A 26,901-nucleotide genomic window follows, 5' to 3' on the forward strand; every position below is an offset into this window, starting at 1 on the left:
CATCCCTTTTACGTGTTTCGGGCTCAGGCGGAAACCCGCGCGAATTGGCGCAGGCGGGCCTGGTAGTCATGGGCGGTCCAGTCGGCCCGGAAAAGCCACTGGTCCTCGGGCTGGCGGCGGGCCAGGTCGTCGTCGATCTCCACCTCGTCGAAGCCGGCGCGGCGGATCATCGTGTACTGGTCGGCCAGCACATGGCCCGCGGCCCGCAGCCGGCCGGCATAGCCCAGGTCGCGCAGCCGCCGGGCCAGGGTGAAGCCGCGCCCGTCGGCGAAGCTGGGGAAGGCGATCCGGATCAGCGCCGGCCCGTCCAGCAGGTTGCCCAGCGTTTCGGGGTCGGTGTCGCTGGGCACGCTGACGGCCAGCGGGCCGCCGTCGCGGCCGTCGCCGGTGTCGAAGGCCTCGAGCGGCAGGAACCCATGCGCCCAGTCCTCGGGGGCGAAGCCGGTGTCGGTGACGATGACGGTCATCTGCTCTCTCCTCTCGGCGGGGCGTCGCGCCGGGCCTGCCCGTTGACGAAGTGAATGCCGCATTCCTGCTTGGCCTGTCCGCGCCAGCGCCCGGCGCGCGGGTCCTCGCCGGGGCGGACCCGGGTCGTGCAGGGGCGGCAGCCGATGGACGGGTAGCCGCGCGCCGCCAGCGGGTGCCGGGGCAGGGCGTTGTTGTCCATGTAGGCACGCAGGTCGTCGCGCGACCAGTGCGCCAGCGGGTTGATCTTGATCCGCCGGCCGTCCTCGCTCTCGAAGAGGTCGAGGCTGGCGCGGGTCGCGCCCTGGTAGCGCTTGCGCCCGGTGATCCACGCGTCGAACCCCTCGAGCGCCCGGGCCAGCGGCCGCGTCTTGCGCAGCGCGCAGCAGGCATCCGGGTCGCGCCGGTGCAAGAGCGCGTCCGGATCCTCGGCGAAGATCGCGCCCCGGTCGGGGCGGATCACGCGCAGATCCGTCAGCCTCAGCCGGTCGGCGAGATCACGCTGGTAGTGCATGGTTTCCTCGAACAGCATCTCGGTGTCGATAAAGAGCACCGGCGTCGTCCGGTCCATGATCGAGATCAAATGCAGCAGCACGACCGACTCGGCCCCGAAGGAAGAGACCAGCGCGACGCGGCCGACTTCCGGGTCGCCCAGCGCGTGTTCCAGCACCGAGACGGCGCCGTGGCCGCGGTAGCGCGCGTTCAGCTCGGCCGCGCGCTCCGCCACCGGGCGCAGGGGGGCTTCAAGCGGCACGGGAGCGGTCCTTTCGCGGTTCGCTTTCGGGATAGAGCGCGGCCTTGAAAGGCGCGGCGCCCAGCCGGCGGTAGGCCTCGAGGAAGGTCTCGTCCGGGCCGTCGCGCAGCTCGAGATAGGCCAGGATCAGCCGCTCGACCGCCGGCACGATCTCGTCGGCCGCGAAACCTGGCCCCGCGCGGGTGCCGATGGCGGCGGTCTCGGTCCCGTCGCCGCCGAGCGTGACCTGGTAGTTCTCCACCCCCGCGCGGTCGAGCCCGAGAATGCCGATATGGCCGACGTGATGGTGGCCGCAGGCGTTGATGCAGCCCGAGATCTTGATCTTGAGCGGTCCGGCCGCCCGCTCGATCCCGAGCGCGTCGAGGCGTTGCGCGATGTCCTGCGCGACGGGGATCGAGCGGGCGGTCGCGAGGCTGCAGTAATCCATGCCGGGGCAGGCGATGATGTCGGAGGCGAGGCCGATATTCGCCGTGCCGAGCCCCGCGTCCCGCAGCGCGGCATGGACCGCCGGGATCTCGGCCAGGGGGACATGCGGCAGGATCATGTTCTGCTCGTGGCTGATGCGCAGCGCGCCATGGCCATGGCGTTCCGCGAGATCGGCCATGACGCGCATCTGCGCGGCCGTCGCGTCGCCCGGCGTCGCGCCATGGGCCTTGAGACTGATCGAGACGATGCCGTAGCCCGGATGGCGATGCGCCGCGACATTGGTGTCCGTCCAGGCCCGGAAGACCGGGTCGGCCTCGCGCGCCGCGTGGTAGGGCGCCGGGTCCGCGTCGCGGAAGGCGGGCGGGGCGAACTGTGCCGCGATCGCCGCGAGCCAGTCGCGGTCGGCGCCGCCGAAGGCCGCGCGGCGGCGCGGGAACTCGGCCTCGACCAGGTCGCGGATCGCGTCGATGCCGTGTTCGTGGACGGTGATCTTGATCCGCGCCTTGAACTTGTTGTCGCGCCGTCCGAGCAGGTTGTAGGTCGCGAGGATGGCCTCCAGATAGGGCAGCAGGTCCGCCTCGGGCAGGAAGTCGCGCAGCACCTTGCCGATCATCGGCGTCCGGCCGAGCCCGCCGCCCAGGATCACCTCGAAGCCGGGCGCCCCGTCGCGCGTGACCATCCGCAGCCCGATGTCATGGGCGCGTGTCACGGCGCGGTCGTTGGGGCTGCCGGTGATCGCGATCTTGAACTTGCGTGGCAGGAACTGGAATTCCGGGTGATCGGTCGACCATTGCCGGATCAGCTCGGCCACCGGGCGCGGGTCGGCGATCTCGTCCGCCGCGGCGCCGGCGAAATGGTCGGCGGTGACGTTGCGGATCGTGTTGCCGCTGGTCTGGATCGCGTGCATCCCGACGTCGGCCAGCGCCTCAAGCATGTCGGGAACGTCGTGAAGACGCGGCCAGTTGAACTGCACGTTCTGACGCGTGGTGAAATGGCCATAGCCCTTGTCCCAGCGATCGGCGATCATGGCCAGCTGGCGCATCTGCCCCGGGTTCAGCGTGCCGTAGGGGATCGCGACCCGCAGCATGTAGGCATGGAGCTGCAGGTAGAGCCCGTTCATCAGCCGGAGCGGCTTGAACTCTTCCTCGGTAAGGCTGCCGTCGAGCCGGCGCGCCACCTGCGCGCGGAATTGCGCGACGCGGGCGCGGACGAAGGCCGCGTCGAAGGCGGTGTAGTCATACATCGCGGGTCTCCGCTTGCTTGCCATGAGGGTAGTTGGACGGGCCCTGCGCGCGGCATCGCTCGCGGAAATGGACGGGCATGGGGCCGGCGGGGCCGGGGCGCGCCTCGGCGAGATAGGCGCCGACGACGGTGCCCGTCTGCGCGGCGGCCTCGGCCAGCCGCGCCGCGGCCCGGTCCGGATCCTCGATCAGCTCGGCCTCGGCGTGGTGGCGTGACCAGTGGCCGCCCGGCGTCAGGTAGACGACGTCGCCCGCGACCAGGGCGTTGGCGGTGACGACCTGCGGGGTAAAGGGGCGGCTCATGACAGCGCCTCCTCGCGGGCGGGCAGGGCCGGGGTCCCGGCGCGCCGCGGCGCCAGCCCCAGAAGGATCACCGCCGGCCCGTCCAGCGCGGCCGCGGCCAGGTCGGCGGGCAGGGCGGCGAGGGTGGTCGCCAGGTTGCGGGCCTCGGGCCGGCTGGCGTTTTCCACCACCGTGACCGGCGTTGCCGGGTCGGCCCCGTGCATCAGCAGCCGGCCCTGCAGGAACCGCGCCGCGCGCTTGCCCATGTAGACGGCGGCGACCGCGCCGGGGCGCGCCAGCGCGCGCCAGTCCTGTTCCGCGAAGCCCTTGACGTCATGGCCGGTCAGCAAGCGCAGATCGGCGTTCCGGCCGCGCCGCGTCAGCGACTGCCCGAGCCCGGCCACCGCCGCGCTGGCCGCGGTGATGCCGGGCACGATCGACCAGCCGATCCCGGCCGCGTCCAGCGCCTCGGCCTCGTCGTCGAGCCGGCCGAAGATGCCCGGGTCGCCGGATTTGAGCCGCACGACCTGCGCCCCGGCGCGGGCCTCGGCGACCATCAGCGCGTTGATGTCCTCTTGCGCCCAGGCGGGGCCGAAACCTTCCTTGCCGGCGGCGACGATGCGGGCCTCGCGGCGGGCGAGTTCCAGGATTTCCGGCGCCACGAGCCGGTCGTGGATCACCACGTCAGCCTCGTGCAGCGCCTTGCGCGCCTTAAGCGTCAGCAGGTCAGGGTCGCCCGGGCCGGCCCCCACCAGCGCCACGTGGCCCGGGCGCGTCGCATGGCCGAGATGGGTGTCGAGCAGCGCGGTGAGCGCCGTTTCGCCATCGGCCCCCGCCGCCAGCGCGCACGGCCCGGCCCGGAAATACCAGTCCGACCAGAAGTCGCGCCGCGGGCGTCCGGGGGCCAGGCGCTCGGCCCGGTCCCGGAAGGCCTTGCCGATCCGGGCCAGGTGGCCGAGCACGGGGGAGAGCTTCGCCTCGAGATCGGCCTTGATGGCGCGCGCGAGCACGGGCGCGGCGCCCTCGGTGCAGATGGCCACGGTGACGGGATCGCGATCGACGATCGCCGGGGTAATGAACTGGCTGGCCGCGAGATTGTCGACCACGTTGACGAGCGCGCCCTCGGCCCGGGCGCATGCGGCGCTGCGGGCGTCCTCGGCGTCGTCCTCGTCGGCGGCATAGAACAGCCGCGCCCCCGAGACGTCGCCCGGCGCCAGTCTCCGGCGGTGGAGAGAGAGGCGCCCCTCCGCCGCCCAGCCCGCGATCTCGGGGGCGGGATCCGGGCTGTAGACCTCGAGCGCGGCCCCGGTCTTCATCAGCAGCCGCAGCTTCGCCAGCGCCGCGTCGCCGCCGCCCGACAGAACGACGCGCTGACCGGCCAGATCGAGGAAAACGGGGAAATGTTGCATGGGGGATCCTTCCGGCTGTTCTTGCGCCGAAAGTAGAACAATATTCCCCTAATTGACCATAACGGGCTGGCAATTAAGGAAGCTGTACTATAATAACTCTCACAAAGAGCTGTTTTTCCCCATGAGCCGTGGAGGCACGAATGCCCGTCCAACTCGATGCGATCGACCGGAAAATCCTCGCGGAGCTCCAGGAGGATGCGAGCCAGTCGCTCGACGAGATCGCGCGCAAGGCCGGTTCCTCCAAGACGCCGGTCTGGAACCGGATTCGCAAGCTGCGCGAGGCCGGGGTGATCGGACGCCAGACCGTCCTGGTCGATCCCGAGAAGCTGGGCTTCGAGGCCTGCTTCTTCGTGCTGATCCGCACCTCGGAACACGAGGCCGACTGGCAGGCGCGGTTCCTCGCCGCGCTGCAGGCCCGCCCCGAGGTGCTGGAGGCCCACCGGCTCGCCGGCGAGATCGACTACATCCTCAAGGTCCGGGTGCCGAACGCGCGCGCCTATGACGACTTCTACCAGGCGCTCATCTCGGAGGTGAAGATCTACAACGTCACCGCACTGCTCTCGATGGAAGAGATCAAGTCGACCACCGCGCTGCCGGTCTGAATGCGCGCGCCTGCGGCGCGCAAGCCTCTTCTTGCGCGCCCGTCCCGGGCGCGCGGCCTTCGGCGAGGATACTTGCCCCACTTGGAGGAGGCGTGTCGTTCCATGTGGCGGAAATATCCCCGCCGGAGGCATGGAATCTCAGCGCGTCACGGTCAGGCGTTCGAGGCCGTGGAAATGGTAGAGATCGGCATAGACCGGCGGCGCGGCCAGGGCCAGGTCCGGGCATCTCTCGAACAGGATCGGCAGCGCGACGCGCAGCTCGAGCCGCGCCAGCGGCGCGCCGACGCAGAAATGAAGCCCGGCGCCGAAACTCGCATTCGGCCGCACGGCCCGCACCGGGTCGAACCGGTCCGGCGCGGTCCAGACCGCCGGGTCCCGGTTCGCGGCGGCCAGCAGCAGGCCGATTTCCTCGCCCCGCGCGATCTCGTGGCCGAAGAGCTCCATGTCCTCGTAGGCGAAGCGGGTGAAGAGATGGAGCGGCGGGTCGAAGCGCAGGATCTCCTCGATCGTGGCGTCGATCGCCCCGGGCGCGAGCAGGCGGGCGGGGTCGAACCCGCTCTCGCAGATCGCGCGCACCCCGTTACCGATGGTGTGGACGGTGGCCTCGTGACCGGCGTTGAGCAGCAGGATGCAGGTCGAGACCAGCTCGTCTGTCGAGAGCCGGTCACCGGCCTCTTCGGCGGCGATCAGCTGGGTGAGCAGGTCGTCGCCCGGCGCGGCGCGCCGCGCCGCGATATGATCGCCGAGGAAGGCCGAGAAGTCGGCGGCGGCGCGCGCGGCGGCGTCCTCGGTCGCGCGGGTGCGGCGGGCCTGGTACATCGCCACCATGTCATGCGACCAGGCCAGCAGGTCGTCGGCGCGCGCCTCGGGCACGCCGAGGAGGCGTGCGATGACGATCACCGGAAGCCGTTCCGCGAAGGCGGGCAGAAGGTCGAAGGCCGCGCCCGTCGCCGGGAAGGCGTCGATCAGGTCGTGGGCGAGCGCCGCGATCTCGGGGGCCAGCGCCGCGATGCGGCGGCTGGTGAAGGCCCGCAGCACGAGCCCGCGCAGACGCGTATGGGCCGGCGGCTCGCGTTCCAGCATCGAATGCGCCTCGACGGCCTCGAAGGCGGCGAGATGTTCGGGGACCGGCGGGCGGAACTCGGCCGGCTGTTCGCGCCCGAGCCGGCGGTCGCGCAGCAGCGCGTTGACCTCCGCCCAGCCGGCGGCGCAGGGGATGCCGTAATCTTCCCAGAAGAACAGCGGCCCGGCGCCCCGCGCGCGGTCGTAAAAGGGGTAGGGATCCTGGACGAAGCCGGGCACGGTCGGGGGCTGCGAGAGGCGTTGCACGTTGGGGGCATCCTTTCCGGGCCCGCCCGGCCTAGCCGAATCGCGCTGGCCATTGCAAGCGCCGCCGCCTAGAGTCCGGAACCCATCGGCACCGCGGGAGGAGACGGATGCGGCGGCGCGCAGTTGCGATCGGGGCGTTTTGCCTCGCGGTGGCCTGGCTGGCGGCCGCGGTCTGGTGGCTGGCCTTCGGGGCCGCGCTGGACCAATTGTCGGAACGCGGGCGGTCCGACCTGACGCTGGCGGCGGACCGGCTCGCCGGCGAGCTGCGCCGCTACCGCGAGCTGGCCGTGGTGCTGGCCGATCATCCGCAGATGGTGGCGATGCTCGAGACGCCGGGGGGCGACCCGGCCGCCGCCGCCGCCGGTTTGCTCCGCCGGAACGCGGACCGGACCGGGACGCGCGCCATCACGCTGCGGGCGCGGTCGGGAACGGTTCTGGCATCCTCGGGCACGCCGACGGTGGCGGTCGGCCCGGCCGATCCTGGGCCGCATTTCAGGCGGGCGATGAACGGTGCGCTCGGGATCCATCACGCCCGGGCGGGCGCTGACGGGACACGGGTGTTCCAGTTCGCCGCGCCGGTCTGGGGCGCGGGCCCGCAGCCCGCCGGTGCCGTGGTGGTCACGGTCGACATGGCCGCGGTCGAAACCGACTGGAGCGGCGATCCCCAGGCGATCTATTTCACCGACGCGGCCGGGGCAGTGTTCGTGTCCAACCGCTCGGAGCTGCTGTTCCGGGCCGAGGACCCGGACGCCGCCGCGGCGGCCGGCCCCTATGACCGGGCGGTGCTGCGGCCTTTCCCCGAGATCACCGGCATGATGGCCGGCGGGCACGAGCTCTGGCGGGTCGATGGCGGGCCTTACCTGCCGTCGCTGGCGCTGCACCTCGTGGAGCCGGTGCCGGTCATCTCGATGCGGGGCGAACTGTTGCTCGATGCCTGGCCGGCGGTACGGCTGGCCTCGTGGCAGGCGCTGGGGGTGGGGGCGCTCTGTCTCGTGTTCGGGGCGTTCCTCTTCCTGGTGACCGAGCGGCGCCGCACGCTGGCCGAGCGGCTCGAGATCGAGGCGGCGGCGAACCAGGCGCTCGAGGCGCGGGTCGCGGCGCGCACGGGCGAGTTGTCGGAGGCCAACCGCAATCTTCGCCGCGAGATCGGCGAACGCCGCGAGGCGGAGGCGGCGCTGAAAAAGGCGCAGGCCGACCTGGTGCAGGCCGGCAAGCTCTCGGCGCTGGGCCAGATGTCGGCGGGGATCAGTCACGAGCTGAACCAGCCGCTGATGGCGATACGCTCCTTCGCCGAGAACGCCGCCGCCTTCATCGACCGCGGCAAGCCCGAAAGGGCGTCCGAGAACCTCGCCCGGATCTCGGAGCTGGCGCGGCGCATGGGGCGGATCATCAAGAACCTGCGTGCCTTCGCGCGCCAGGAGAACGAGCCCATCGGCCGGGTCGATCTCGGCGGGGTGGTCGAGGCGGTGCTGGAGATCAGCGCGGCGCGGCTGACCCATGCCGGGGTGGCGGTGGACTGGGCCCCGCCGCGCAGGCCGGTCATCGTGCGCGGCGGTGAGGTGCGGCTGCAGCAGGTGGTGCTGAACCTCGTCTCCAACGCGATCGACGCGATGGAGGGCGCGGCGGACCCGCGCATCGCGATCACCATCGGGCGCGACGAGGCGGGCGTCACGCTGAGCGTGCGCGATACCGGGCCGGGGCTGAGCGAGCCCGAGAAGATCTTCGACCCGTTCTATTCCACGAAGGAGGTCGGCCAGTCCGAGGGCATGGGTCTGGGGCTGTCGATCTCCTACGGCATCGTGCAGAGCTTCGGCGGGCGCATCCGCGGCCGCAACCATCCGGAGGGCGGTGCGATCTTCACCGTCGAGCTCAGCCCCTGGGAGGCGGAGGCCGCGGCATGATCGACAGGGTTCTGCTGGTGGATGACGACCCGGCGGTGCGCGAGGCGCTCGGCCAGACGCTGGAGTTGCACGATCTGACGCCGGTGCTGGCCGGCAGCTATATCGAGGCCAAGGACCATGTCGTCCCGGCCTTCCCGGGCGTGGTGGTGACGGATGTGCGGATGCCGGGCAAGGACGGCTTCGCGCTGCTGGACCTCGCGCGGCAGGTGGACGAGGAGCTGCCGGTCCTGCTCTTGACCGGCGAGGGCGATATCCCGATGGCGGTGCAGGGCATGTCGGGGGGCGCCTTTGCCTTCCTGGAAAAGCCCTGCGCGCCCGGCGATTTCATCGAGGTGGTCCGTAAAGCGCTCCGCACCCGCCAGCTGGTGCTGGAGAACCGCCGCCTGCGCGCCCGGCTCGAGGCCGGCGACGCCGCCGCCCGGGTGATCGTGGGCGATTCGGCCGCCGCGCAGGATCTGCGGCGCCGGGTGCGGGCCGTCGCGAGCACGCGGGCCAGCGTGCTGGTCACCGGCGAGCCCGGCACCGGCACCGCCCGCATCGCCGAGGTGATCCACCAGCTGGCCGATGCCGCCGGCCCCTTCCAGCGGGTCAGCGCCGCGCTGGCCAGTTCGACCAGCCTGGCCGCGGCCTTCGAGCGCGCGGGCAGCGGCACGATCTTCCTCGAGGAGGTGGGCGCGCTTGATCCGGGCGTCCAGCTCGGGCTTCTGGACCTGGTCGACACGCATCCCGCCGCGCGGGTCATCGGCGCGACCTCGGACGATCTCGAGACCGCGGCGGCCGGGGGCCGCTTCAACCGCGATCTCTTCTACAAGCTCGACGTGATGCGCGTGCGCATCCCGCCGCTGCGCGAACGCATGGAGGACGTGCCGGCGATGTTCCGCAACTTCGTCGCCATGGCCTGCGAGCAGGGCGCGATCCCGCAGCCCGTGATCGGTGAGGAGGTGATCGCGCGGCTGATGTCGCAGAACTGGCCGGGCAATGCCCGCGCGCTGCAGAACGCGGCGATGCGCTTTGCCATGGGGCTGCCCGAGACCGGCGATGAGGAGGAGGCCGAGCTGGGCCTCGCCGAGCGGATGCGCCGCGTCGAGCGCGCGATCCTCGTCGAGGCGCTCGAACGCCACCGCGGCCGGGCCGGGCGCACAGCGGCGGCGCTGCAGCTGCCGCGCAAGACCTTCTACGACAAGCTGGCCAAGCACGGGCTCCGGCCGGAGGATTACCGCGAGTCGTGACCGGCCCGGGCCTGTGTGGATTTCCACACATTGCCCGTTCGCGACTGTGTGACTTTCCGCGCAGGGTCGCCGCAGACAGCCTGCAGCCGTCTGCGAAACGCGCTCTAAAGTTCCGGAAATAAACTCGAAAATTCAACCCGTGCCGCGACCGAATCTTTCTCTTGTTCCGCTGCGCCGCGCTTTGTTCAGTGGGCGCGGGGCGCCGGGACCGCCGGTGATCCCGTCTTGAAGAATTGGGAGGACAACATGAAACTCTTTACCGCAGCCGCGACCGCGGTCGCGCTGAGCTTTTCCGGCAGTGCGGCCCTTGCCGCCTGCGATGACGGCGAGATCGTCATCAAGTTCAGCCACGTCACCAACACCGACCGGCATCCGAAAGGGATCGCCGCCGAGCTTCTGAAGGAACGCGTCAACACCGAGATGGACGGCAAGGCCTGCATGGAGGTCTTCCCGAACTCGACGCTTTACAACGACGACCAGGTGCTCGAGGCGATGCTGCAGGGCGACGTGCAGATGGCCGCGCCGTCGCTGTCGAAGTTCGAGCAGTTCACCAAGGTGTTCCGCATCTTCGACCTTCCCTTCATGTTCAAGAACATCGACGCGGTGGACGAGTTCCAGACCTCGGAAACCGGGGTGGCGATGAAGGAGAGCATGGTGCGCCGCGGCCTGCTGGGGCTGGCTTTCTGGCATAACGGCATGAAGCAGATGTCGGCCAACCAGCCGCTGATCGGGCCCGAGGACGCCGACGGCCTGAAGTTCCGCGTGCAGAACTCCGACGTGCTGAAGGCGCAGATGGCCGCGCTCGGCGGGTCGCCGCAGCCGATGGCCTTCTCGGAGGTCTATGGCGCGCTGCAGACCGGCGTCGTCGACGGGCAGGAGAACACCTGGTCCAACATCTACGGCCAGAAGTTCTTCGAGGTGCAGGACGGCATCACCGAGACGAACCACGGCATCATCGACTACCTGCTGGTGACCAATATCGACTGGTGGGAAGGTCTGCCGGACGACGTGCGCGGCCAGCTCGCCACGCTCGTCGAGGAAGTCACCGCGACCCGCAACTCCGAGGCCTACGCGGTCAACCAGGAGGCCAAGCAGGCGATCATCGATGCCGGCGGCACCGTGCGCCAGCTCGACGCCGAGCAGCGCGCGGCCTGGGTCGAGACCATGAAGCCGGTCTGGGCGCAGTTCGAGGGCGATGTCGGCGCCGAGAACATCGAGGCGGCACAGGCGATCAACGCCAAGCACTAAGGGCCGGGTCAGGTCCAGGGTCCGGCCCCGCGCGGGGCCGGACCCGTCACATCGTTCGGAGGGGGAGCCGGGCATGTCCAAGCGATACGAACCGGAAACGGCGCTGGGCCGTATCGTCAACGAGCTGGAGGAGACCGCCATCGCGGTGATCCTCGGCGCGATGACGCTGATCACGTTCACCAATGTCGTGCTGCGCTACGGCTTCAATACCGGCCTGATCTGGGGGCTGGAGGCGACGAGCTTCCTGTTCGCCTGGCTGGTGCTGTTCGGCGTGAGTTACGCGGTCAAGGTCACCGCCCATCTGGGCGTGGACGCGATCCTGAACCTCGTGCCGCGCCCGACGCGGCGGGTGATGGGCATGATCGCCGCCGCGGTCTGCCTGGCCTACGGCTTCCTGCTGATGAAGGGGGCCTGGGACTACTGGGCCAATTTCGCCAACCTGCCGCAGACCACCGGGCGCTGGTTCCCGACCGGGCTGGAAGAGATGAAACGCACCTCCTACCGGGCCTGGTACGCGGTGGTCGATATCCCGATGCCGGAATTCCTGCGCTTCCTCGAGCCGCTGATGAACGAGGGCGAGGAATACGAGAAGCTGCCGCGCTTCATTCCCTATTTCATCCTGCCCTTCGGCATGGCGCTGCTCTTGTTCCGCTTCATCCAGGCCACGGCCCGGCTGGTGCGCGGCGAGCAGGACTCGCTGATCGTCAGCCACGAAGCCGAGGACGCCGTCGAAGACGCCTCGAAGCTGAACTGGGAGGAGTGAGACCATGGAAGTCGCCGTTCTCTTCGCGATGGTGATCGGGCTCCTGCTGCTGGGCGTTCCGATCGCGGTCTCTCTCGGGTTCTCCTCGATCCTGTTCCTGCTGGTGCTCTCGGACACGTCGCTGTCCTCGATCGCGCAGACCCTGTTCCAGGCCATGGCGGGGCACTACACGCTCCTGGCCATTCCCTTCTTCATCCTGGCCTCGTCCTTCATGTCGACGGGCGGCGTGGCCAAGCGGATCATTCGCTTTTCGATCGCCGTGGTGGGGCATTTCCACGGCGGGCTGGCGATCGCGGGCGTTTTTGCCTGCATGCTCTTCGCCGCGCTTTCGGGCTCGTCGCCCGCCACGGTGGTCGCCATCGGCTCCATCGTGATCGCGGGCATGCGGCAGGTCGGCTATTCGCGCGATTTCGCGGCCGGCGTGATCGCCAACGCGGGTACGCTGGGCATCCTGATCCCGCCCTCGATCGTGATGGTCGTCTATGCCTCCGCCACCGACGTCTCGGTGGGGCGGATGTTCCTCGCGGGCGTGATCCCCGGCGCGCTGGCCGGGCTGATGCTGATGACGACGATCTACCTGATCGCGCGCATGCGCGACCTGCCCAAGGGCGACTGGCTCGGCTGGGGCGAGGTCTTCGCCTCGGCGCGGGACGCGGCCTGGGGGCTGTTCCTGATCGTCATCATCCTGGGCGGCATCTATGGCGGCATCTTCACGCCGACCGAGGCCGCCGCCGTCGCGGCCGTCTATGCGTTCTTCATCGCCACCTTCGTCTATCGCGACATGGGGCCGCTTGCGGCGAAGGATGGCGGGCCGAACATCCCGCTGATCAAGAAACCCTATGCGCTGGTCACGGCCTTCTTCCACCGTGACACGCGCGACACGCTCTTCGAGGCGGGCAAGCTGACCGTCACGCTGATGTTCATCATCGCCAACGCGCTGATCCTGAAGCACGTGCTGACCGACGAGCAGATCCCCCAGCAGATCGCCGGCGCGATGCTCGAGGCGGGCTTCGGCGCGGTGATGTTCCTGGTCATCGTCAACGTGATCCTGCTGATCGGCGGCCAGTTCATGGAACCCTCGGGGCTGATCGTGATCGTCGCGCCGCTGGTCTTCCCGATCGCCATCGAGCTGGGCATCGACCCGATCCACCTCGGCATCATCATGGTCGTGAACATGGAGATCGGCATGATCACGCCGCCGGTCGGCCTCAACCTCTTCGTGACCTCCGGGGTCGCGGGAATGCCGATGATGCGCGTGGTCAAGGCCGCGCTGCCCTTCCTGGCGGTGCTCTTCGTCTTCCTGATCCTGGTGACCTACGTGCCGTGGATCTCGACCTTCCTGCCCACCTACTTCATGGGGCCGGAGATCATCACCTACTAGCCCGGCGCGGACTTCGGGCCGCGGTCCCGGCACGCGGACAGCCCCGGCGCGGAAAGTCCCCGCGCCGGGGTCTTGCGTTCCGCTGTCGGTGCGATCAGCCGAGCTCGGCCAGCAGCCGGGCGGCCTCGTCTGCGGGGGCGGCGAGGCCCGCGCGCCCCTCGCCGGGGAAAAAGCGGGCGCGGGTGGCCGTGGGCATCGGGCGCGGGGCCAGCACATGCACGGCGGGGCCGGTGCGGGCCATCTCGGCCTGCCAGGAGCGGGCGAGCGCGACCTGCGCGGATTTCGTCGCGCCGTAGGCGCCGAAGAACTTCTCGCCGGCATGGGGATCGTCGAAAAAGATCGCGCGCCCGGCCTCGGCCGCCTGCACAAGCGGCTCGGCCAGCGCGATCAGGCGGCCCGTCGCGCGCAGGTTCACGTCGATGGAACGATCCCAGTCCCGGGCGTCGATATGCCCCGCGGGCGAGAGCGGCGCGGCATGGATCGCGGCGTGCACGATCATGTCGAGCCGCCCCCAGCGGTCATGCACCGCGCGGCAGAGCTGGCGGATCGCATCCTCGTTGGTGACGTCCATCGGCGCCAGCGTCGCCGTGCCGCCCGCCGCCTGGATGCGGTCGTCGAGTTCCTCGAGCCCGCCCGTGGTGCGCGCCAGCGCGACCACATGCACGCCGTCGCCGGCCAGCTTCTCGGCCATGGCGGCGCCGAGCCCGCGCGAGGCCCCGGTGACCAGTGCGACCGCCCCGGTCATTCCGCGGCCTTGAGGTCGAAGCCCTTGGCGATCATGTCAGACGGCGCCACCGGGTATTCGCCCGAGAAACAGGCGTCGCAGTATTGCGGGCAGTCGGCGTTGCGCCCGCCGGATTCGCCCACCGCCCGGTAGAGCCCGTCGAGCGAGATGAACCGCAGGCTGTCGATCTCGAGATGGGCGCGCATCTCTTCCTCGGTCATGGACGCGGCGAGCAGCTTCTCGCGCTGCGGCGTGTCCACGCCATAGAAACAGGGCCAGGAGGTCGGCGGCGAGGCGATCCGGAAATGCACCTCCTTGGCGCCGGCATCGAGGATCATCTCCTTGATCTTGCGGCTGGTTGTGCCGCGCACGACGCTGTCATCGACCAGGATCACCCGCTTGCCGCGGATCAGCGCGCGGTTGACGTTCAGTTTCAGCCGCACGCCCATGTTGCGGATCTGCTCGGTCGGCTCGATGAAGGTTCGGCCCATATACTGGTTTCGTATGATCCCCATCGCGTAGGGGATACCGGATTCCTGGCTGAAGCCGATCGCCGCGGGCGTGCCGCTGTCGGGCACCGGGCAGACGAGGTCGGCGTCGACCGGGGCCTCCTTGGCCAGTTCGGCCCCGATGGCGCGGCGGGTCTCGTAGACGGACCGCCCGCCCAGGATCGAATCCGGCCGCGAGAAATAGACATGCTCGAAGATGCAGAAGCGCGGCCGGGCCTTCTCGAAGGGGTGGTAGGACTCCACGCCCTCCTCGGTGATGACGACCATCTCGCCGGGCTCGATCTCGCGGATGAACTCCGCCCCCATGATGTCGAGCGCGCAGGTCTCGGAACTCAGCACCCAGCCGCCGGCGACCTGGCCCAGCACCAGCGGGCGCACGCCCAGCGGGTCGCGCACGCCGATCAGCTTGGTCCGGGTCATGGCGACGATGGAAAACGCGCCCTCGACGCGGCGCAGCGCGTCCTTCATCCGCTCGGGAATGTTCTTCTGGATCGAGCGTGCCATCAGGTGGATGATGCACTCCGAATCCGAGTTCGACTGGAAGATCGACCCGCGCTCGATCAGCTCCTTCCGCAGCGCCTCGGCATTGGTGATGTTGCCGTTATGCGCGATGGCCGACCCGCCCATCGAGAACTCGCCGAAAAAGGGCTGCACGTCGCGGATCGCGGTCTGCGCCTTGGAGCCGCTGGTGGAATAGCGCACATGTCCGATGGCGAGGCTGCCCGGCAGGGTTTCCATCAGGCTCGCCTTGGTGAAGTTGTCGCGCACATAGCCGAAGCGCCGGGCCGAGTTGAAGCCGGTCTCGGGCGCGTAGGAAACGATCCCGCCGGCCTCCTGGCCGCGATGCTGCAGCGCGTGGAGCCCGAGCGCGACGAAATTCGCCGCGTCCGAGACGCCGATCACGCCGAAGACGCCGCATTCCTCGCGCAGCTTGTCGTCGTCGAAAGGGTGGGACAGGAACGGCTTCATGCGCTCGCGCATAGGAAAGGGCTCCGGGGTCAGGGCAGCACGGGCCCCATATAACCACTCGTTACAGAAGTGTCACGGGGCGATCCGTCAGTTCTGCGCGGTTCCCCCGGACTCTTCGGCGCCGCAGACGCCGACGAGCTGCTCGTAGCGGTTCACGATCCAGGCCGGGGCTTCCTCCGGCATCTGTTCGGCGATGGCCGCGCGGCTCGAGGCGAAGACCGCGCTGGAGCGCGAATTGTCCACCATCGGGATCGTGTCGTGGACCACCACGCGGTCATAGACGACGAAGGCCACCGCCACCAGCAGAAGCCCGCGCAGCGCCCCGAAGAGAAAGCCGAGCCCCTGGTCCACGCCGCCGAAGGACGAGCGCTGCACCGCGCTGGCGAAGAAGGGCGTGAAAAGCGACACGACGATCAGCGCCACCGCGAAGACCGCCGCGAAGGCCGCCACGATCGACAGCTCGCAGCTGTCGGCCAGGAACTCGCCCACCACGGGCACTTCCTTGACCAGCGGCTGCACCGGGGGCGCGAAGACGAAGGCCAGCACGGCGGCCAGCACCCAGCCCGCGATGGAGAGGACCTCGCGGACGAGGCCGCGCGCATAGGCGAGGATGGCGGAGATCAGCACGATGCCGGCGACGACGCCGTCGATGAGGGTGAAGCCTTCCATAAAGTCTCCCCTGCGCGGGCCCACTCAGCCGGCCCCGAAAAACTCCCCGACGAGCGCGCCGAGATCCGCGTAGCTCTGCACCGCGATACCGTCCACGGCCACCGTCTTTGCCTGCGACGGCGCGACCGCCTTTGAAAAACCAAGTTTCTGCGCCTCTTTCAACCTGTTTTCGGCCTGGGTGATCGGGCGCAAAGCCCCCGAGAGCGAGATTTCACCGAAGAAGACCGTGTCGGGCGGCAGCGGATCGTCCTCTCGCGCCGAGAGCAGCGCGGCCGCCACCGCCAGGTCGGCGGCCGGTTCCGAGATCCGCATGCCGCCGGCGACGTTGAGATAGACGTCCGAGCCCGCGAAGCTGATGCCGCAGCGCGCCTCCAGAACGGCCAGGATCATCGACAGCCGGCCCGAGTCCCAGCCGACGACGTTGCGCCGCGGGGTGGCCAGCGGAGAAGGGGCCACCAGCGCCTGGATCTCGACCAGCACGGGGCGCGTGCCCTCGATCCCGGCAAAGACGACCGAGCCGGGCGAGGGCGTGTCGCGTTCCGACAGGAACAGCGCCGAGGGGTTCGCCACCTCGTCGAGACCCGCGCCCGTCATCTCGAAGACGCCGATCTCGTCGGCCGGTCCAAAGCGGTTCTTCACCGCGCGCAGGATGCGGAACTGGTGCCCGCGCTCGCCCTCGAAATAGAGCACCGTGTCGACCATGTGCTCGACCACGCGCGGGCCGGCGATCTGGCCTTCCTTGGTGACATGGCCGACCAGGATGACGGCGGTGCCGCGCTTCTTGGCGAAGCTGACCAGCTCGTGCGCCGCGGCGCGGACCTGGCTGACCGAGCCGGGTGCCGATTCCACGTTGTCGGCCCACATGGTCTGGATCGAGTCGATGATCGCCAGCGACGGGCGTTCCTGGTCGAGGGTCGTGAGGATGTCGCGCAGGCTTGTCTCGGCGGCCAGCTTCACCGGCGCGTCGGCCAGCCCCAGGCGCTGGGCGCGCATGCGGATCTGCGCGGCGGCCTCCTCGCCCGAGACATAGACCGCCGAGAGCCCCTGCAGCGCGAAACGCGCTGCCGCCTGCAACAGCAGCGTGGACTTGCCGATGCCGGGATCGCCGCCCACCAGGATCGCCGAGGCCGGCACCAGCCCGCCGCCCAGGACGCGGTCCAGCTCGCCGAGCCCCGAGCCGCTGCGCGGCGGCGGCGTGTCGCTGGCGCCGAGATCCGTCAGCGCGACGGGCCGGCCGCGCGAGGGGCCCAGCGACTTGCCCGCCGGCCCGGCCGAGAGCGGCGCTTCCTCGGTGATGCTGTTCCAGGCGCCGCAGGAATCGCAGCGGCCCTGCCATTTCTTGTAGACGGCACCGCAGTCGTTGCAGACGAATTGGGATTGGGTCTTGGCCATGGATCCCTTCTGCCTCAGGCCCCGCCCGCCGGCAAGCCGCGCCCGCGCCCGAGATGCGACAGCGCGAGCGACGCCAGGATGCAGCCGGTGAAGAGATAGAGCCCCCAGGCCGTTTCCACCCGGCCGATACCGGTGCCCTTGGCCACCACGACATAAAGCGCGACGAGGAAGATATCGGCCATGGCCAGCCGCCCGAGCCGCGCCGGCCAGGGGCGCAGCCGCTCCGGCGCGATGCCGAAATGGAGCGCGGCCAGCAGCAGCGTCTTGGCATAGGGCGCCACCAGCGCGAAGAGCGCGACGACGAGGGCAAGGAAGACATCCGTCTCCCAGAGCGCGCGCAGCCCGGTGACGACGGAGATCTCCGAGAGCCCGAAAAGCGGCAGCAGCCCCGCCCGCAAGAGCGGCGCGGTCCAGGCCAGCGGGAACAGGATCAGCAGCGCGAGATTGGCCGCCACCAGCGGCCAGGGCGCGGCGGGTCTCACCGCACCGCCTCGATCGGCCCCTCGGCGCGGCCCTGGATGAACTGCTCGAGGTAAGGGTCGCCGCTGGCGTCCATTTCCTCGACCGGGCCGGTCCACTGGATCACGCCGTCATGCAGCATCGCGACATGGTCCGCGATGGCCCGGACCGAGCTCATGTCATGGGTGATGGTCATGGCCGTCGCGCCCATTTCGCCGACGATCTCGCGGATCAGCTCGTTGATGACGCCCGACATGATCGGATCGAGCCCGGTGGTCGGTTCGTCGAAGAAGATGATCTCGGGATCGGCGGCGATGGCGCGGGCCAGGCCGACGCGCTTCTGCATGCCGCCCGACAGCTCGGCGGGGTAGAGATCGGCCACAGCGGATTTCAGCCCGACACGGCGCAGCTTCTCGACGGCGATTTCGCGCGCCTCGTCCTTGGGCCGCTTCTGGGCGCCGCGCAGCAGCCGGAAGGCCACGTTCTGCCACACGGTCATCGAATCGAAGAGCGCGCCCCCCTGGAACAGCATCCCGAAGCGCGCGAGGAAGGCGTCGCGGTCGCCCTTGGTGGCGTCGGCGCCGTCGACCCGGATCGTGCCGGCGTCGGGCTTCACGAGGCCGAGGATGCACTTGATCAGGACGGATTTCCCGGTGCCCGAGCCGCCGATGATCACCATGCTTTCGCCGCGGCCAACGGACAGGTTCACGCCGCGAAGTACCGCGTTGGCGCCAAAGGCTTTCTCGACGCCCTCGAGTTCGATCATCGCGCGTGTCATGCCGAGAAGAACACCTCCGTCAGCACGTAGTTGGCCGCCAGGATCAGGATCGAGGCCGAGACCACGGCGTTCGTGGTGGCGCGGCCCACGCCCTGCGCGCCGCGGCCCGAATTCATGCCGTGATAGCAGCCCATCAGCGCCACGATGAAGCCGAAGGCCGCGGCCTTCCAGAGCCCCGAGATCACGTCGGCGGCCTCGAGAAAGTCGCGCGTGTTCTCGAGATAGGCGGCGGAGTTGAAGCCCAGCCGCGTGATGCCGACGAGATAGCCGCCCATGATGCCGAGGATATCGCCGATCCCGGCCAGGATCGGCATGGCGATGGTCGCGGCGAGGATCCGCGGCACGGTCAGGTATTTCATCGGGTTGGTGGACAGCGTCACCAGCGCGTCGATCTGTTCGGTCACCTTCATCGTGCCGATCTCGGCGGCGATCGAGGCCGCCACGCGGCCGGCCACCATAAGCCCGCCGATGACGGGGCCCAGCTCGCGCACCATGCCGATGGCGACGATCGACGGCACGACGGTCTCCGCGTTGAAGCGCGCGCCGCCCGAATAGATCTGCAGCGCCAGGGCCGCGCCGGTGAAAAGCGCCGTCAGGCCGACGACGGGAAGGCTGAAATACCCAATGAACAGAAGGGCATGCGCAAATTCCCTGAAGTAGAATGGCGGGCGCAGAAGATGGCTCAGCGCCGAGAAGGTGAACAGCGTTACCCGCCCGACGAGCCGCATCAGCCCCAGCGTCGAATGGCCCACGGCATGGGGGATGAAGGTCAGGATGCGCGTTGCGGTCATGAGGCGGCCCGGTCGGTTTCGCCGCCACTGTACTGCCGGGCGTAGCGGTCGCCAAGGCTGGTCAGGATCTCGTAGCCGATCGTGCCCGCGGCCGCGGCGACGTCGTCGACCGACTGGTGGATGCCGAAAAGTTCCAGCGTGTCGGGCACGGTGTCGAGATGCCCGACATCGACCGTCAGCAGATCCATGGAGACGCGCCCGGCCAGCGGGCAGGGCGTGGCGCCGGCGTAGAGCTGCGCGACATTGCCCATCTGGCGGATGATGCCGTCGGCATAGCCCGCGGCCAGCGTGGCGATCCGTGTCGGGCGGCTGGCGATCCAGGTCGCGCCGTAGCCCACGGCTTCGCCCGCCGCGACCTCGCGGGTCTGGATCACCGGGATGTCGAGATGCACGACAGGTTGCGCCCGCGCGAAGGGCTGCCCGCCATAAAGCCCGATGCCGGGGCGGCAGATCTCGAACTGGTAGTCGGGCCCGAGCAGCGTGCCGCCGGTCGCGGCGAGCGAGCGAGGCACGTCAAGATCGCCTGCCATCTCCTTGAAAGATTTCAGCTGCCTGGCATTCATCGGGTCGGACGGGTCGTCCGAACAGGCGAGGTGGCTGATCACCAGCCGCGGCCTTGCGGCAAGCAGCCTGTCGCGAAGCGCGGCAAATTCCGCCGGTTCCATGCCGAGCCGGTTCATGCCGCTGTCGAGCTGCAGGCCGAAGGGGTGATCGGCCAGCGCCTCGAAATGGCGGTTGACCTGTGCCGCGTCATTGAGCAGTGGGACAAGCCGGGCGCCCGCGATCAACTCGGCATCGCCGGCCATGTGGCCGGAAAAGACGAAGATCTCCGGCCCCGGCCCGAGAATGCGGCGCAGCGCCGCGCCTTCCTCGGCCAGCGCCACGAAGAAACGCCGCACCCCTTCGGCCGCGAGAACCGGCGCGACGCGGTCGGCGCCGAGCCCGTAGGCGTCGGCCTTGACCACCGCGGCCGTCTCGACGCCCGGTCCCGATGCGGCGTCCAGCCCGCGCCAGTTGGCCACGAGCGCATCGAGATCGACGGTAAGCGTGGGTCGGGTCATGGAATGCTCCGGCGGCTGTTCCGGGCGGCCATAGCGTGGCAGGGCCAGGCTGACAAGCCCGCAACCCGCCGCAGGCCGCGGTCAGGCGAAATCGCCGCCGTCGCCGCCGCCCTGCTGCCACGGTTTCACCAGGTTGCCGAAGCGGGTGAAGCGGCCCTCGAAGGCCAGCTCGACCGTGCCGATAGGGCCGTGGCGCTGCTTGCCGATGACGACCTCGGCCTTGCCGTGCACCTTTTCCATCTCGTCCTGCCACTGCGCCATGGCGTCGAGATCGTGGTCGCCCGGTTTCTCTCGTTCCTTGTAGTATTCCTCGCGGAAGACGAACATCACCACGTCGGCGTCCTGCTCGATCGAGCCCGACTCGCGCAGGTCCGAGAGCTGCGGGCGCTTGTCGTCGCGCGACTCGACCTGGCGCGACAGCTGGCTGAGCGCGACCACGGGGATGTCGAGTTCCTTGGCGATGGCCTTGAGACCCTGGGTGATCTCGGAGACCTCGTTCACCCGGCTGTCCTTGGCCGAGGCGGGGCGGACCAGCTGCAGGTAGTCCACGAAGAGCGCGTCGAGCCCGTGCGTGCGCTTGAGCCGCCGCGCGCGGGCCGCGAGCTGGCTGATCGGCAGCGCCGGGGTATCGTCGATATAGAGCGGGCAGGCCTCCAGCTGCTTGGCGGCCTCGACGAAGCGACGGAACTCGGCCTCGGTCATGTCGCCGCGGCGGATCTGTTCGCTGGGCACCTCGGAGGCCTCCGACAGGATCCGCGCGGCAAGCTGCTCGGCCGACATCTCGAGGCTGAAGAAGCCCACCACCCCGCCCTCGACCGCGCCTTCGGAGCCGTCGGGCGTCTTGCCCTTGCGGTAGGCCTTGGCGATGTTGAAGGCCACGTTGGTGGCCAGCGAGGTCTTGCCCATCGAGGGGCGCCCGGCGAGGATAAGGAGGTCGGACTTGTGAAGCCCGCCGAGCTTCTTGTCGAGATCGATCAGCCCGGTCGAAACCCCGGCCAGCCCGCCGTCGCGCTGATAGGCAGCGTTGGCGACGTTCACCGCATCCGTCACCGCCTTGAGGAAGGACTGGAAGCCCGACTCGGACTTGCCCTCTTCGCCGAGCTTGTAGAGCTTCTGCTCGGCCTCGACGATCTGCGATTTCGGATCGCTGTCGACATCGACCTGGCCCGCCTGGGCGGCGATGTCGCGCCCGAGCGCGATCAGCTCGCGCCGGATCGCGAGGTCGTAGATCATCTGCGCGTAGTCCCGCGCGGCGAAGGCCGAGATCGCGGCGCCGGCCAGGCGCACGAGGTAGGCCGCGCCGCCGAGTTCCGCCAGGCCCGGATCGTCCTCGAGGAAGGCCTTGAGCGTGACCGGCGAGGCCAGCGCGTTCTTCTGGATGCGCGCGGCGGCGACCTCGTAGATGCGGGCGTGGACCGGGTCGTAGAAATGACCGGCATTGATTATGGCCGCGACGCGGTCGAAGACGTCGTTATTGGTCAGGATCGCGCCCAGCAGCTGCTGTTCGGCCTCGGTGTTGTGGGGCAGCGTGCCGTCTTCCTCGCCGCCCGCGGGGCCCTGCCTGATCGCGGAAATCTCGTTCATCGCCTGCCTGCCCTTGTCCCTTGCGCGCTTGGATAGTGCGACCCCGGCGTGCTTGGCAAACTGTATGTTTCTGTGGATTGCCTGTGGGCAACCGCTCGATCCGCACATCTTGCGGCACGGGCAGGGCGCCGGTCAACATGCTGTGGCGGACCGGGCGCGCAAGGCCAATCCTGGAAACGAAATATTTCTGTGCCGGGAAAGCTCAGCCGCGCTGGCGGGCCTCCTGCCAGGCGCGGGGGGCCTGCAGGAACGACTCGACCTCGCGCAGCGTCCCGGCGTCGAAGGCGCCCGCGGCGCGAGCCTCGGCCAGCACGTCCCACCAGGTGCAGAGATGATGGAGCTGCACGCCGTGATCGCCGAGCGTCTGCTCTGTCTCGGGGAAGATGCCGTAATAGAAGATCACCGCCGTGTGCCCGCAGCTGGCGCCGGTTTCTCGGATCGCGTCCACGAAGGACAGTTTCGAGCCGCCGTCGGTGGTCAGATCCTCCACCAGCAGCACCCGCGACCCCGCGGACATGGCGCCCTCGATCCGGGCGTTGCGCCCGTAGCCCTTGGGTTTCTTGCGCACATAGCTCATCGGCAGGCCGAGGCGTTCGGCCACAAGCGCGGCGAAGGGAATGCCGGCGGTCTCGCCGCCGGCGACGTTGTCGAAGGCCTCGAAGCCGGCCTCGCGCATCACGGTCACGGCCATGAAATCCATCAGCACGGAGCGGATGCGCGGGAAGGAGATCAGCTTGCGACAGTCGATATAGGTGGGCGAGGGCAGGCCGGAGGCCAGGGTGAAGGGTGTTTCGGCGTTGAAATGCACCGCCTCGATTTCCAGCAGCATCCGCGCGGTCAGACGGGCGATCTCGGTCTTGTCGGGAAAGGCGGAGGGGATCATCGGTGTCTCTCTCGGCTGGCCGGGGATGCCGCTGCGCGGCGGATCGTGCCTCCGGCGGGGATATTTACGGAACGGTGAAGATCAGGGGCGCACCCGCCAGTGGAGCGGCATGCCCGGGTCGAAGACGGTGACCGGCCCGGCCCCGGTCTCGATCCGGGCGGGGTAGGCGACCGGCGCGGCGTCCTTTTCGAGCGTGATCGTCCCGTCATTGGGGGGCAGGCGGTAGAAGGCCGGGCCGTTCAGGCTGGCGAAGGCCTCGAGCCGGTCGAGCGCGCCCTCCTCCTCGAAGACCCGGGCGAGGATCGACAGCGTGTTGGTGGCGGTGAAGCAGCCCGCGCAGCCACAGGCCGATTCCTTGGCGTCGTCGGGATGCGGGGCGCTGTCGGTGCCGAGGAAGAAGCTGGCCTCGCCCGAGGTCGCGGCCGCCCTGAGCGCCAGGCGGTGTTCCTCGCGCTTGGCGACCGGCAGGCAGTAGTAATGCGGCTTGATCCCGCCCACCAGGATGTGGTTGCGGTTTATGACCAGGTGATGGGTGGTGATGGTGCCGCCGATATCGGGCCCGCCCTGGCGCACGTAGTCGATTCCGTCGCGGGTGGTGATGTGTTCCATCACCACGCGCAGCCCCGGCGTGGCCCGCCGGATCGGGTCGAGCACGCGGTCGATGAAGACGGCCTCGCGGTCGAAGATGTCGATCTCGGCATCGGTCACCTCGCCATGGACGCAGAGCGGCAGGCCGATCTCGGCCATCCTGTCGAGCACGCCCTGCACCTTGTCGAAATCGCGCACCCCGGAGGCGGAATTGGTGGTCGCGCCCGCCGGGTAGAGCTTCACCGCCGTCACGAGGCCCGCGGCGTGGGCGGCGGCGACGTCGGCGGGATCGGTCTCTTCGGTCAGGTAGAGCGTCATCAGCGGCGTGAAATCCATCCCCGCGGGCAGGGCGGCCAGGATGCGGTCGCGATAGGCGGCGGCATCCCTGGCGGTGACCACGGGGGGCACGAGGTTCGGCATGATGATGGCGCGGGCGAAGTGGCGCGCGCTCTCGGGCAGGACGCCCTCGAGCATGGCGCCGTCGCGCAGGTGCAGGTGCCAGTCGTCCGGGCGGCGGAGGGTCAGCGTGGTGGTCATGGGGCGCTCCTCTGGCTTGGGGCGGCGATACACCAGCGCGCGGGTTTTGGCCAGCGCCTCACTCCGGCGCGCGGGCCTCGGCGATCGCGGGACGCAGCGTGGTCTCGAGCGCGCGGTCCGTGACCGGCCCGGCGACCCGCGCGATGATGCGGCCGTTGCCGTCCACGACGAAGGTCTCGGGCACGCCGTAGACGCCCCATTCGATGGCCATGCGGCCCGCGGGATCGGCCCCGAGCGCGGCGTAGGGATCGCCGAGCTCGTCGAGGAAGCCCAGCGCCTGGCGCGGCTTGTCCTTGTAGTTGACCCCGTAGATCGTCAGGCCGCCGGCGGCGAGTTCCTCGAGGTTGGGATGTTCCACCCGGCAGGGCGCGCACCAGCTGGCCCAGAAATTCACCAGCTTGACGCCGGGCGCGCGGATCATCGCGTCGGTGAGTTGGGCGCCTTCGCCGAGCGGCTCGATCATCACGGCCGGGGCCGGCTTGCCGGCGAGCGCGGTCGGCAGCGCGTCGGGGTTCTCGCGGTTGAGCCCGAGGAAGAACAGCGCCGCCAGGCCGACGAACAGCAGCGGCGGCAGGAAGAGCAGCGGCGAAAGACCGGATTTCTCAGCCATCGGCGCGGCGCCTTTCCTCGATCTCGCGGAGCTGGCGGCGGATGCGGGCCGAGCGGGCCAGCGACAGCGCCACGATCCCGACGATCAGAAGGATCGAGACGGCATAGGCCGAGAGCACCTCGACCGCGTATTTCCCGAGATCCGGCATCATGCGCGGGCCTCCCGGGCGAGCAGGGCGGAAATCCGGCGGGCGCGGATCTCGGTGCGGGTCCGGAGCAGCACCAGCGCCACGAACAGGAGCACGAAACCGGCGATGCAGAACAGAAGCGGGTAGTAGAACACGTCCGCGATGTTCTCTTCCTTGTCGAGCGAGAGCGTCGCGCCCTGGTGCAGCCCCTGGTTCCAGAAGTTCACCGCGTAGCGCGAGAGCACGGCGAAGACCGAGCCCACGATGCAGAGCACCGAGGTCAGGTCGGCGGCGGTGTCCGGGTTCTCGATCGCCGACCAGAGCGCCATGTAGCCGAGATAGAAGATGAACAGGATCAGGAAGGAGGTCAGCCGCGGGTCCCAGGCCCACCAGGTGCCCCACATCGGCTGGCCCCAGATCGCGCCGGTCAGCAGCGCGATCAGCGTCATCGTCACGCCCACCGGCGCGGCGGCCTTGGCCGCCAGCGCCGAGACGTGGTGGCGGCGCACGATCCAGATGATCGAGGTCACCAGCATCATCAGCCAGGCGTTGATCGCCATCAGCGCGGAGGGCACGTGCAGGTAGATGATCTTCACGGTGGAGCCCTGTCGGTAATCGTCGGGCGTCAGGAAGAAGCCCCAGAACAGCCCCACGATCAGCGCCACGACCGTCGCGCCCGTCACCCAGGGCAGGATGCGGTCGGTGGTCTGGATGAACCGGACGGGGTTTGCGTATTCCCAGATCGACATGGTTCCCTTTCTAAGCCGGTCAGGCGCGGGCGGCAAAGCGCCGCGCGGTCGCAGGGGATCACTTCAGGTTGATGCGCACGGCGGCCGCCGCGGCATAGGGGATCAGCGCCAGCACCGCGGCGCTGACACCGGTGAGCAGCAGCGCCGGGGTCGCGGGCGAAAGTCCCTCGGCCGCGCGGCGCACGGTTTCGGCGCCGAAGATCAGCGTCGGAATGTAGAGCGGCAGCACCAGCAGCGAGAGCAGCAGTCCGCCGCGCTTGAGCCCCACGGTCAGGGCCGCGCCGAAGGTGCCGAGAAACGACAGCGCCGGCGTGCCGGCGAGCAGGCTCACCATCAGCCAGCCATAGGCCGGCCCCGGCAGGCTGAGAAGCAGCCCCAGCACCGGCGCGGCGAGCGTCAGCGGCAGCCCGGTGACGAGCCAGTGCGCCACGCCCTTCACCGCGACGATGCCCTCGAGCGGCAGCGGCGCGGTGGCCAGCAGGTCGAGCGAGCCGTCCTCGTAGTCGAGCTGGAAGATCCGGTCGAGCGAGAGCAGGCAGGCCAGGAGCGCGCCCACCCAGAGGATGCCGGGTGCGATCACGGCCAGGGTCCCGGTTTCCGGCCCGACGCCGAAGGGAACCAGCGTGACCACGATCAGGAAGAAGGCGAGCGAGAGCCCGAATCCGCCGCCCGACCGGAAGGCGAGCGCGAGGTCGCGGCGCAGCAGCGCGATCATGCGCGGGCCTCGTCGAAGCTGTCGTCGAGGAAGGGCGAGCCCTCGCGCCCCGGCGCCGCGCGGAAGGCGCCGATGTCCAGCACCTCGGCATCCGCGATGCCGAGATCGATATGGGTGGCGATGACCGCGCTGCCGCCGGCCGCGCAGTGATCCGCGACGACCTGCGCGAAGCTGGCGACCGTGGCCGCGTCGAGCGAGACCGTGGGCTCGTCCAGCGCCCAGATCGCGCGGTCGGTCACCAGGAGCCGCGCCAGTCCGAGCCGGCGCTTCTGCCCGGCCGAGAGATACTGCGCCGGGCGGTCGCGCAGGCCGTCCAGCGCGAAGGCCGCGATGGCGCGAGCGGTCGAGCCGGTGCCGTAGACCGCAGCCCAGAAGGCCAGGTTCTCGGCCACGGTCAGCTGGGCCTTCAGCCCGTCGGCATGGCCGGCATAGACCACGCTGTCGGGCGGCACGTCGAGCTGCCCGGCCGCGGGCGGCACCAGCCCGGCCAGCGTGCGCAGGAGCGTCGTCTTGCCCGACCCGTTGGGGCCGCGCAGGATCAGGCAGCGCCCGGCCGGCAGGGTGAAACTCACCCCCTCGATCACGGTCACGTCGCCGCGGCGGCAGGCCAGGTCTGTTGCGCGCATCTCCATGGGGCGGGTCTAGCCGATCCGCGCGCCCCCGAAAAGCGCGAAGCGCGGGCCTGCGGGGCGCTGCCGCAGCCGGCGGCCGGCCGCGCCGGGGCGC

General features: G+C 69.7%; 28 protein-coding genes. 6 read left to right on the forward strand and 22 right to left on the reverse strand.

Features of this window, described 5'->3' with window-relative positions:
- Positions 1 to 23 precede the first annotated feature (23 nt).
- The 5 genes from ACQ5SP_RS06435 to cysG are packed head-to-tail and all read right to left on the reverse strand — an operon-like array spanning position 24 to position 4,577.
- Positions 24 to 467, reverse strand: coding sequence for a DUF934 domain-containing protein (locus tag ACQ5SP_RS06435; RefSeq protein ID WP_430937526.1), 444 nt, complete (start codon positions 465 to 467; stop codon positions 24 to 26).
- The gene (locus ACQ5SP_RS06440; protein WP_430937527.1) at positions 464 to 1,219 is read right to left on the reverse strand and encodes a phosphoadenylyl-sulfate reductase; all 756 of its coding nucleotides are present in this window, start codon (positions 1,217 to 1,219) and stop codon (positions 464 to 466) included. Before ACQ5SP_RS06440 ends, ACQ5SP_RS06435 begins: the two co-directional genes overlap by 4 nt.
- Positions 1,209 to 2,888: a nitrite/sulfite reductase gene (locus ACQ5SP_RS06445; RefSeq protein ID WP_430937528.1), complete on the reverse strand. Its 1,680-nt coding sequence runs from the start codon at positions 2,886 to 2,888 to the stop codon at positions 1,209 to 1,211. The genes ACQ5SP_RS06440 and ACQ5SP_RS06445 overlap by 11 nt, the downstream gene beginning before the upstream one ends.
- Positions 2,881 to 3,189, reverse strand: a complete 309-nt coding sequence (locus ACQ5SP_RS06450; protein ID WP_430937529.1) for a DUF2849 domain-containing protein — start codon at positions 3,187 to 3,189, stop codon at positions 2,881 to 2,883. The genes ACQ5SP_RS06445 and ACQ5SP_RS06450 overlap by 8 nt, the downstream gene beginning before the upstream one ends.
- A complete protein-coding gene (cysG, locus tag ACQ5SP_RS06455; protein ID WP_430937530.1) occupies positions 3,186 to 4,577 on the reverse strand; it encodes a siroheme synthase CysG in 1,392 nt (463 codons plus the stop codon). Before cysG ends, ACQ5SP_RS06450 begins: the two co-directional genes overlap by 4 nt.
- Before the next feature lie 140 nt (positions 4,578 to 4,717).
- Between cysG and ACQ5SP_RS06460 the strand changes: the two genes are divergently transcribed.
- Positions 4,718 to 5,179 carry an Lrp/AsnC family transcriptional regulator gene (locus tag ACQ5SP_RS06460; RefSeq protein ID WP_430937531.1) on the forward strand — a complete coding sequence of 154 codons (462 nt, stop codon included), beginning with the start codon at positions 4,718 to 4,720 and terminating at the stop codon, positions 5,177 to 5,179.
- Between the two features lie 138 nt (positions 5,180 to 5,317).
- Here ACQ5SP_RS06460 and ACQ5SP_RS06465 read toward each other — a convergent pair whose 3' ends face one another.
- The gene (locus tag ACQ5SP_RS06465) at positions 5,318 to 6,508 is read right to left on the reverse strand and encodes a cytochrome P450 (RefSeq protein ID WP_430937532.1); all 1,191 of its coding nucleotides are present in this window, start codon (positions 6,506 to 6,508) and stop codon (positions 5,318 to 5,320) included.
- A 107-nt stretch (positions 6,509 to 6,615) separates the two neighbouring features.
- Between ACQ5SP_RS06465 and ACQ5SP_RS06470 the strand changes: the two genes are divergently transcribed.
- The 5 genes from ACQ5SP_RS06470 to ACQ5SP_RS06490 all read left to right on the forward strand — a co-directional run bounded on the left by ACQ5SP_RS06470 (position 6,616) and on the right by ACQ5SP_RS06490 (position 13,030).
- Positions 6,616 to 8,409, forward strand: coding sequence for a sensor histidine kinase (locus ACQ5SP_RS06470; RefSeq protein WP_430937533.1), 1,794 nt, complete (start codon positions 6,616 to 6,618; stop codon positions 8,407 to 8,409).
- A complete protein-coding gene (locus tag ACQ5SP_RS06475; RefSeq protein WP_430937534.1) occupies positions 8,406 to 9,638 on the forward strand; it encodes a sigma-54-dependent transcriptional regulator in 1,233 nt (410 codons plus the stop codon). Before ACQ5SP_RS06470 ends, ACQ5SP_RS06475 begins: the two co-directional genes overlap by 4 nt.
- A 246-nt stretch (positions 9,639 to 9,884) precedes the next feature.
- A complete protein-coding gene (locus ACQ5SP_RS06480; protein ID WP_430937535.1) occupies positions 9,885 to 10,886 on the forward strand; it encodes a DctP family TRAP transporter solute-binding subunit in 1,002 nt (333 codons plus the stop codon).
- Positions 10,887 to 10,959: 73 nt separating this feature from the next.
- The gene (locus ACQ5SP_RS06485) at positions 10,960 to 11,649 is read left to right on the forward strand and encodes a TRAP transporter small permease (RefSeq protein ID WP_430937536.1); all 690 of its coding nucleotides are present in this window, start codon (positions 10,960 to 10,962) and stop codon (positions 11,647 to 11,649) included.
- A 4-nt stretch (positions 11,650 to 11,653) separates the two neighbouring features.
- On the forward strand, positions 11,654 to 13,030 hold the full coding sequence (locus tag ACQ5SP_RS06490) for a TRAP transporter large permease (protein ID WP_430937537.1): 1,377 nt from the start codon (positions 11,654 to 11,656) through the stop codon (positions 13,028 to 13,030).
- Positions 13,031 to 13,124: 94 nt separating this feature from the next.
- Here ACQ5SP_RS06490 and ACQ5SP_RS06495 read toward each other — a convergent pair whose 3' ends face one another.
- The 16 genes from ACQ5SP_RS06495 to ccmA form a co-directional block, all read right to left on the reverse strand.
- Positions 13,125 to 13,775 carry an SDR family NAD(P)-dependent oxidoreductase gene (locus ACQ5SP_RS06495; RefSeq protein WP_430937538.1) on the reverse strand — a complete coding sequence of 217 codons (651 nt, stop codon included), beginning with the start codon at positions 13,773 to 13,775 and terminating at the stop codon, positions 13,125 to 13,127.
- A complete protein-coding gene (gene purF, locus ACQ5SP_RS06500) occupies positions 13,772 to 15,232 on the reverse strand; it encodes an amidophosphoribosyltransferase (RefSeq protein ID WP_430937773.1) in 1,461 nt (486 codons plus the stop codon). The genes ACQ5SP_RS06495 and purF overlap by 4 nt, the downstream gene beginning before the upstream one ends.
- Before the next feature lie 87 nt (positions 15,233 to 15,319).
- A complete protein-coding gene (locus ACQ5SP_RS06505) occupies positions 15,320 to 15,901 on the reverse strand; it encodes a CvpA family protein (RefSeq protein ID WP_430937539.1) in 582 nt (193 codons plus the stop codon).
- Between the two features lie 24 nt (positions 15,902 to 15,925).
- Positions 15,926 to 17,293 carry a DNA repair protein RadA gene (gene radA / locus ACQ5SP_RS06510; RefSeq protein ID WP_430937540.1) on the reverse strand — a complete coding sequence of 456 codons (1,368 nt, stop codon included), beginning with the start codon at positions 17,291 to 17,293 and terminating at the stop codon, positions 15,926 to 15,928.
- Between the two features lie 14 nt (positions 17,294 to 17,307).
- A complete protein-coding gene (locus ACQ5SP_RS06515) occupies positions 17,308 to 17,775 on the reverse strand; it encodes a paraquat-inducible protein A (protein WP_430937541.1) in 468 nt (155 codons plus the stop codon).
- The gene (locus tag ACQ5SP_RS06520; protein WP_430937774.1) at positions 17,772 to 18,518 is read right to left on the reverse strand and encodes an ABC transporter ATP-binding protein; all 747 of its coding nucleotides are present in this window, start codon (positions 18,516 to 18,518) and stop codon (positions 17,772 to 17,774) included. The genes ACQ5SP_RS06515 and ACQ5SP_RS06520 overlap by 4 nt, the downstream gene beginning before the upstream one ends.
- Before the next feature lie 8 nt (positions 18,519 to 18,526).
- Positions 18,527 to 19,258: an MlaE family ABC transporter permease gene (locus ACQ5SP_RS06525; RefSeq protein ID WP_430937775.1), complete on the reverse strand. Its 732-nt coding sequence runs from the start codon at positions 19,256 to 19,258 to the stop codon at positions 18,527 to 18,529.
- A gap of 59 nt (positions 19,259 to 19,317) precedes the next feature.
- Positions 19,318 to 20,382, reverse strand: a complete 1,065-nt coding sequence (gene alr / locus ACQ5SP_RS06530) for an alanine racemase (protein WP_430937542.1) — start codon at positions 20,380 to 20,382, stop codon at positions 19,318 to 19,320.
- Between the two features lie 81 nt (positions 20,383 to 20,463).
- Positions 20,464 to 21,966, reverse strand: a complete 1,503-nt coding sequence (locus ACQ5SP_RS06535) for a replicative DNA helicase (RefSeq protein WP_430937543.1) — start codon at positions 21,964 to 21,966, stop codon at positions 20,464 to 20,466.
- 202 nt (positions 21,967 to 22,168) lie between these two features.
- Complete coding sequence (locus ACQ5SP_RS06540; RefSeq protein ID WP_430937544.1) at positions 22,169 to 22,849, reverse strand: orotate phosphoribosyltransferase; 681 nt, start codon at positions 22,847 to 22,849, stop codon at positions 22,169 to 22,171.
- 81 nt (positions 22,850 to 22,930) lie between these two features.
- On the reverse strand, positions 22,931 to 23,974 hold the full coding sequence (gene pyrC / locus ACQ5SP_RS06545) for a dihydroorotase (protein ID WP_430937545.1): 1,044 nt from the start codon (positions 23,972 to 23,974) through the stop codon (positions 22,931 to 22,933).
- Between the two features lie 58 nt (positions 23,975 to 24,032).
- On the reverse strand, positions 24,033 to 24,584 hold the full coding sequence (locus tag ACQ5SP_RS06550) for a DsbE family thiol:disulfide interchange protein (protein ID WP_430937546.1): 552 nt from the start codon (positions 24,582 to 24,584) through the stop codon (positions 24,033 to 24,035).
- Complete coding sequence (gene ccmD, locus ACQ5SP_RS06555) at positions 24,577 to 24,735, reverse strand: heme exporter protein CcmD (RefSeq protein WP_430937547.1); 159 nt, start codon at positions 24,733 to 24,735, stop codon at positions 24,577 to 24,579. The genes ACQ5SP_RS06550 and ccmD overlap by 8 nt, the downstream gene beginning before the upstream one ends.
- A complete protein-coding gene (locus ACQ5SP_RS06560) occupies positions 24,732 to 25,460 on the reverse strand; it encodes a heme ABC transporter permease (protein ID WP_430937548.1) in 729 nt (242 codons plus the stop codon). The genes ccmD and ACQ5SP_RS06560 overlap by 4 nt, the downstream gene beginning before the upstream one ends.
- Before the next feature lie 58 nt (positions 25,461 to 25,518).
- A complete protein-coding gene (gene ccmB, locus ACQ5SP_RS06565; RefSeq protein ID WP_430937549.1) occupies positions 25,519 to 26,175 on the reverse strand; it encodes a heme exporter protein CcmB in 657 nt (218 codons plus the stop codon).
- Positions 26,172 to 26,807 carry a heme ABC exporter ATP-binding protein CcmA gene (gene ccmA, locus ACQ5SP_RS06570; protein WP_430937550.1) on the reverse strand — a complete coding sequence of 212 codons (636 nt, stop codon included), beginning with the start codon at positions 26,805 to 26,807 and terminating at the stop codon, positions 26,172 to 26,174. Before ccmA ends, ccmB begins: the two co-directional genes overlap by 4 nt.
- Positions 26,808 to 26,901: the final 94 nt, after the last annotated feature.

The sequence above is a fragment of the Rhodovulum sp. YNF3179 genome (assembly GCF_050586465.1).
In the GTDB taxonomy this organism is placed as follows: domain Bacteria; phylum Pseudomonadota; class Alphaproteobacteria; order Rhodobacterales; family Rhodobacteraceae; genus CAJXYS01.

Bases quoted from the DNA above. Each gene is read 5' to 3' on its own strand.
- ACQ5SP_RS06435 (WP_430937526.1), bottom strand. From the start codon at position 467: ATGACCGTCATCGTCACCGACACCGGCTTCGCCCCCGAGGACTGGGCG.
- ACQ5SP_RS06445 (WP_430937528.1), bottom strand. From the start codon at position 2,888: ATGTATGACTACACCGCCTTCGACGCGGCCTTCGTCCGCGCCCGCGTC.
- ACQ5SP_RS06450 (WP_430937529.1), bottom strand. From the start codon at position 3,189: ATGAGCCGCCCCTTTACCCCGCAGGTCGTCACCGCCAACGCCCTGGTC.
- cysG (WP_430937530.1), bottom strand. From the start codon at position 4,577: ATGCAACATTTCCCCGTTTTCCTCGATCTGGCCGGTCAGCGCGTCGTT.
- ACQ5SP_RS06460 (WP_430937531.1), top strand. From the start codon at position 4,718: ATGCCCGTCCAACTCGATGCGATCGACCGGAAAATCCTCGCGGAGCTC.
- ACQ5SP_RS06470 (WP_430937533.1), top strand. From the start codon at position 6,616: ATGCGGCGGCGCGCAGTTGCGATCGGGGCGTTTTGCCTCGCGGTGGCC.
- ACQ5SP_RS06475 (WP_430937534.1), top strand. From the start codon at position 8,406: ATGATCGACAGGGTTCTGCTGGTGGATGACGACCCGGCGGTGCGCGAG.
- ACQ5SP_RS06480 (WP_430937535.1), top strand. From the start codon at position 9,885: ATGAAACTCTTTACCGCAGCCGCGACCGCGGTCGCGCTGAGCTTTTCC.
- ACQ5SP_RS06485 (WP_430937536.1), top strand. From the start codon at position 10,960: ATGTCCAAGCGATACGAACCGGAAACGGCGCTGGGCCGTATCGTCAAC.
- ACQ5SP_RS06490 (WP_430937537.1), top strand. From the start codon at position 11,654: ATGGAAGTCGCCGTTCTCTTCGCGATGGTGATCGGGCTCCTGCTGCTG.
- ACQ5SP_RS06495 (WP_430937538.1), bottom strand. From the start codon at position 13,775: ATGACCGGGGCGGTCGCACTGGTCACCGGGGCCTCGCGCGGGCTCGGC.
- purF (WP_430937773.1), bottom strand. From the start codon at position 15,232: ATGAAGCCGTTCCTGTCCCACCCTTTCGACGACGACAAGCTGCGCGAG.
- ACQ5SP_RS06505 (WP_430937539.1), bottom strand. From the start codon at position 15,901: ATGGAAGGCTTCACCCTCATCGACGGCGTCGTCGCCGGCATCGTGCTG.
- radA (WP_430937540.1), bottom strand. From the start codon at position 17,293: ATGGCCAAGACCCAATCCCAATTCGTCTGCAACGACTGCGGTGCCGTC.
- ACQ5SP_RS06520 (WP_430937774.1), bottom strand. From the start codon at position 18,518: ATGATCGAACTCGAGGGCGTCGAGAAAGCCTTTGGCGCCAACGCGGTA.
- ACQ5SP_RS06525 (WP_430937775.1), bottom strand. From the start codon at position 19,258: ATGCGGCTCGTCGGGCGGGTAACGCTGTTCACCTTCTCGGCGCTGAGC.
- alr (WP_430937542.1), bottom strand. From the start codon at position 20,382: ATGACCCGACCCACGCTTACCGTCGATCTCGATGCGCTCGTGGCCAAC.
- ACQ5SP_RS06535 (WP_430937543.1), bottom strand. From the start codon at position 21,966: ATGAACGAGATTTCCGCGATCAGGCAGGGCCCCGCGGGCGGCGAGGAA.
- ACQ5SP_RS06540 (WP_430937544.1), bottom strand. From the start codon at position 22,849: ATGATCCCCTCCGCCTTTCCCGACAAGACCGAGATCGCCCGTCTGACC.
- pyrC (WP_430937545.1), bottom strand. From the start codon at position 23,974: ATGACCACCACGCTGACCCTCCGCCGCCCGGACGACTGGCACCTGCAC.
- ACQ5SP_RS06550 (WP_430937546.1), bottom strand. From the start codon at position 24,584: ATGGCTGAGAAATCCGGTCTTTCGCCGCTGCTCTTCCTGCCGCCGCTG.
- ccmD (WP_430937547.1), bottom strand. From the start codon at position 24,735: ATGATGCCGGATCTCGGGAAATACGCGGTCGAGGTGCTCTCGGCCTAT.
- ACQ5SP_RS06560 (WP_430937548.1), bottom strand. From the start codon at position 25,460: ATGTCGATCTGGGAATACGCAAACCCCGTCCGGTTCATCCAGACCACC.
- ccmB (WP_430937549.1), bottom strand. From the start codon at position 26,175: ATGATCGCGCTGCTGCGCCGCGACCTCGCGCTCGCCTTCCGGTCGGGC.
- ccmA (WP_430937550.1), bottom strand. From the start codon at position 26,807: ATGGAGATGCGCGCAACAGACCTGGCCTGCCGCCGCGGCGACGTGACC.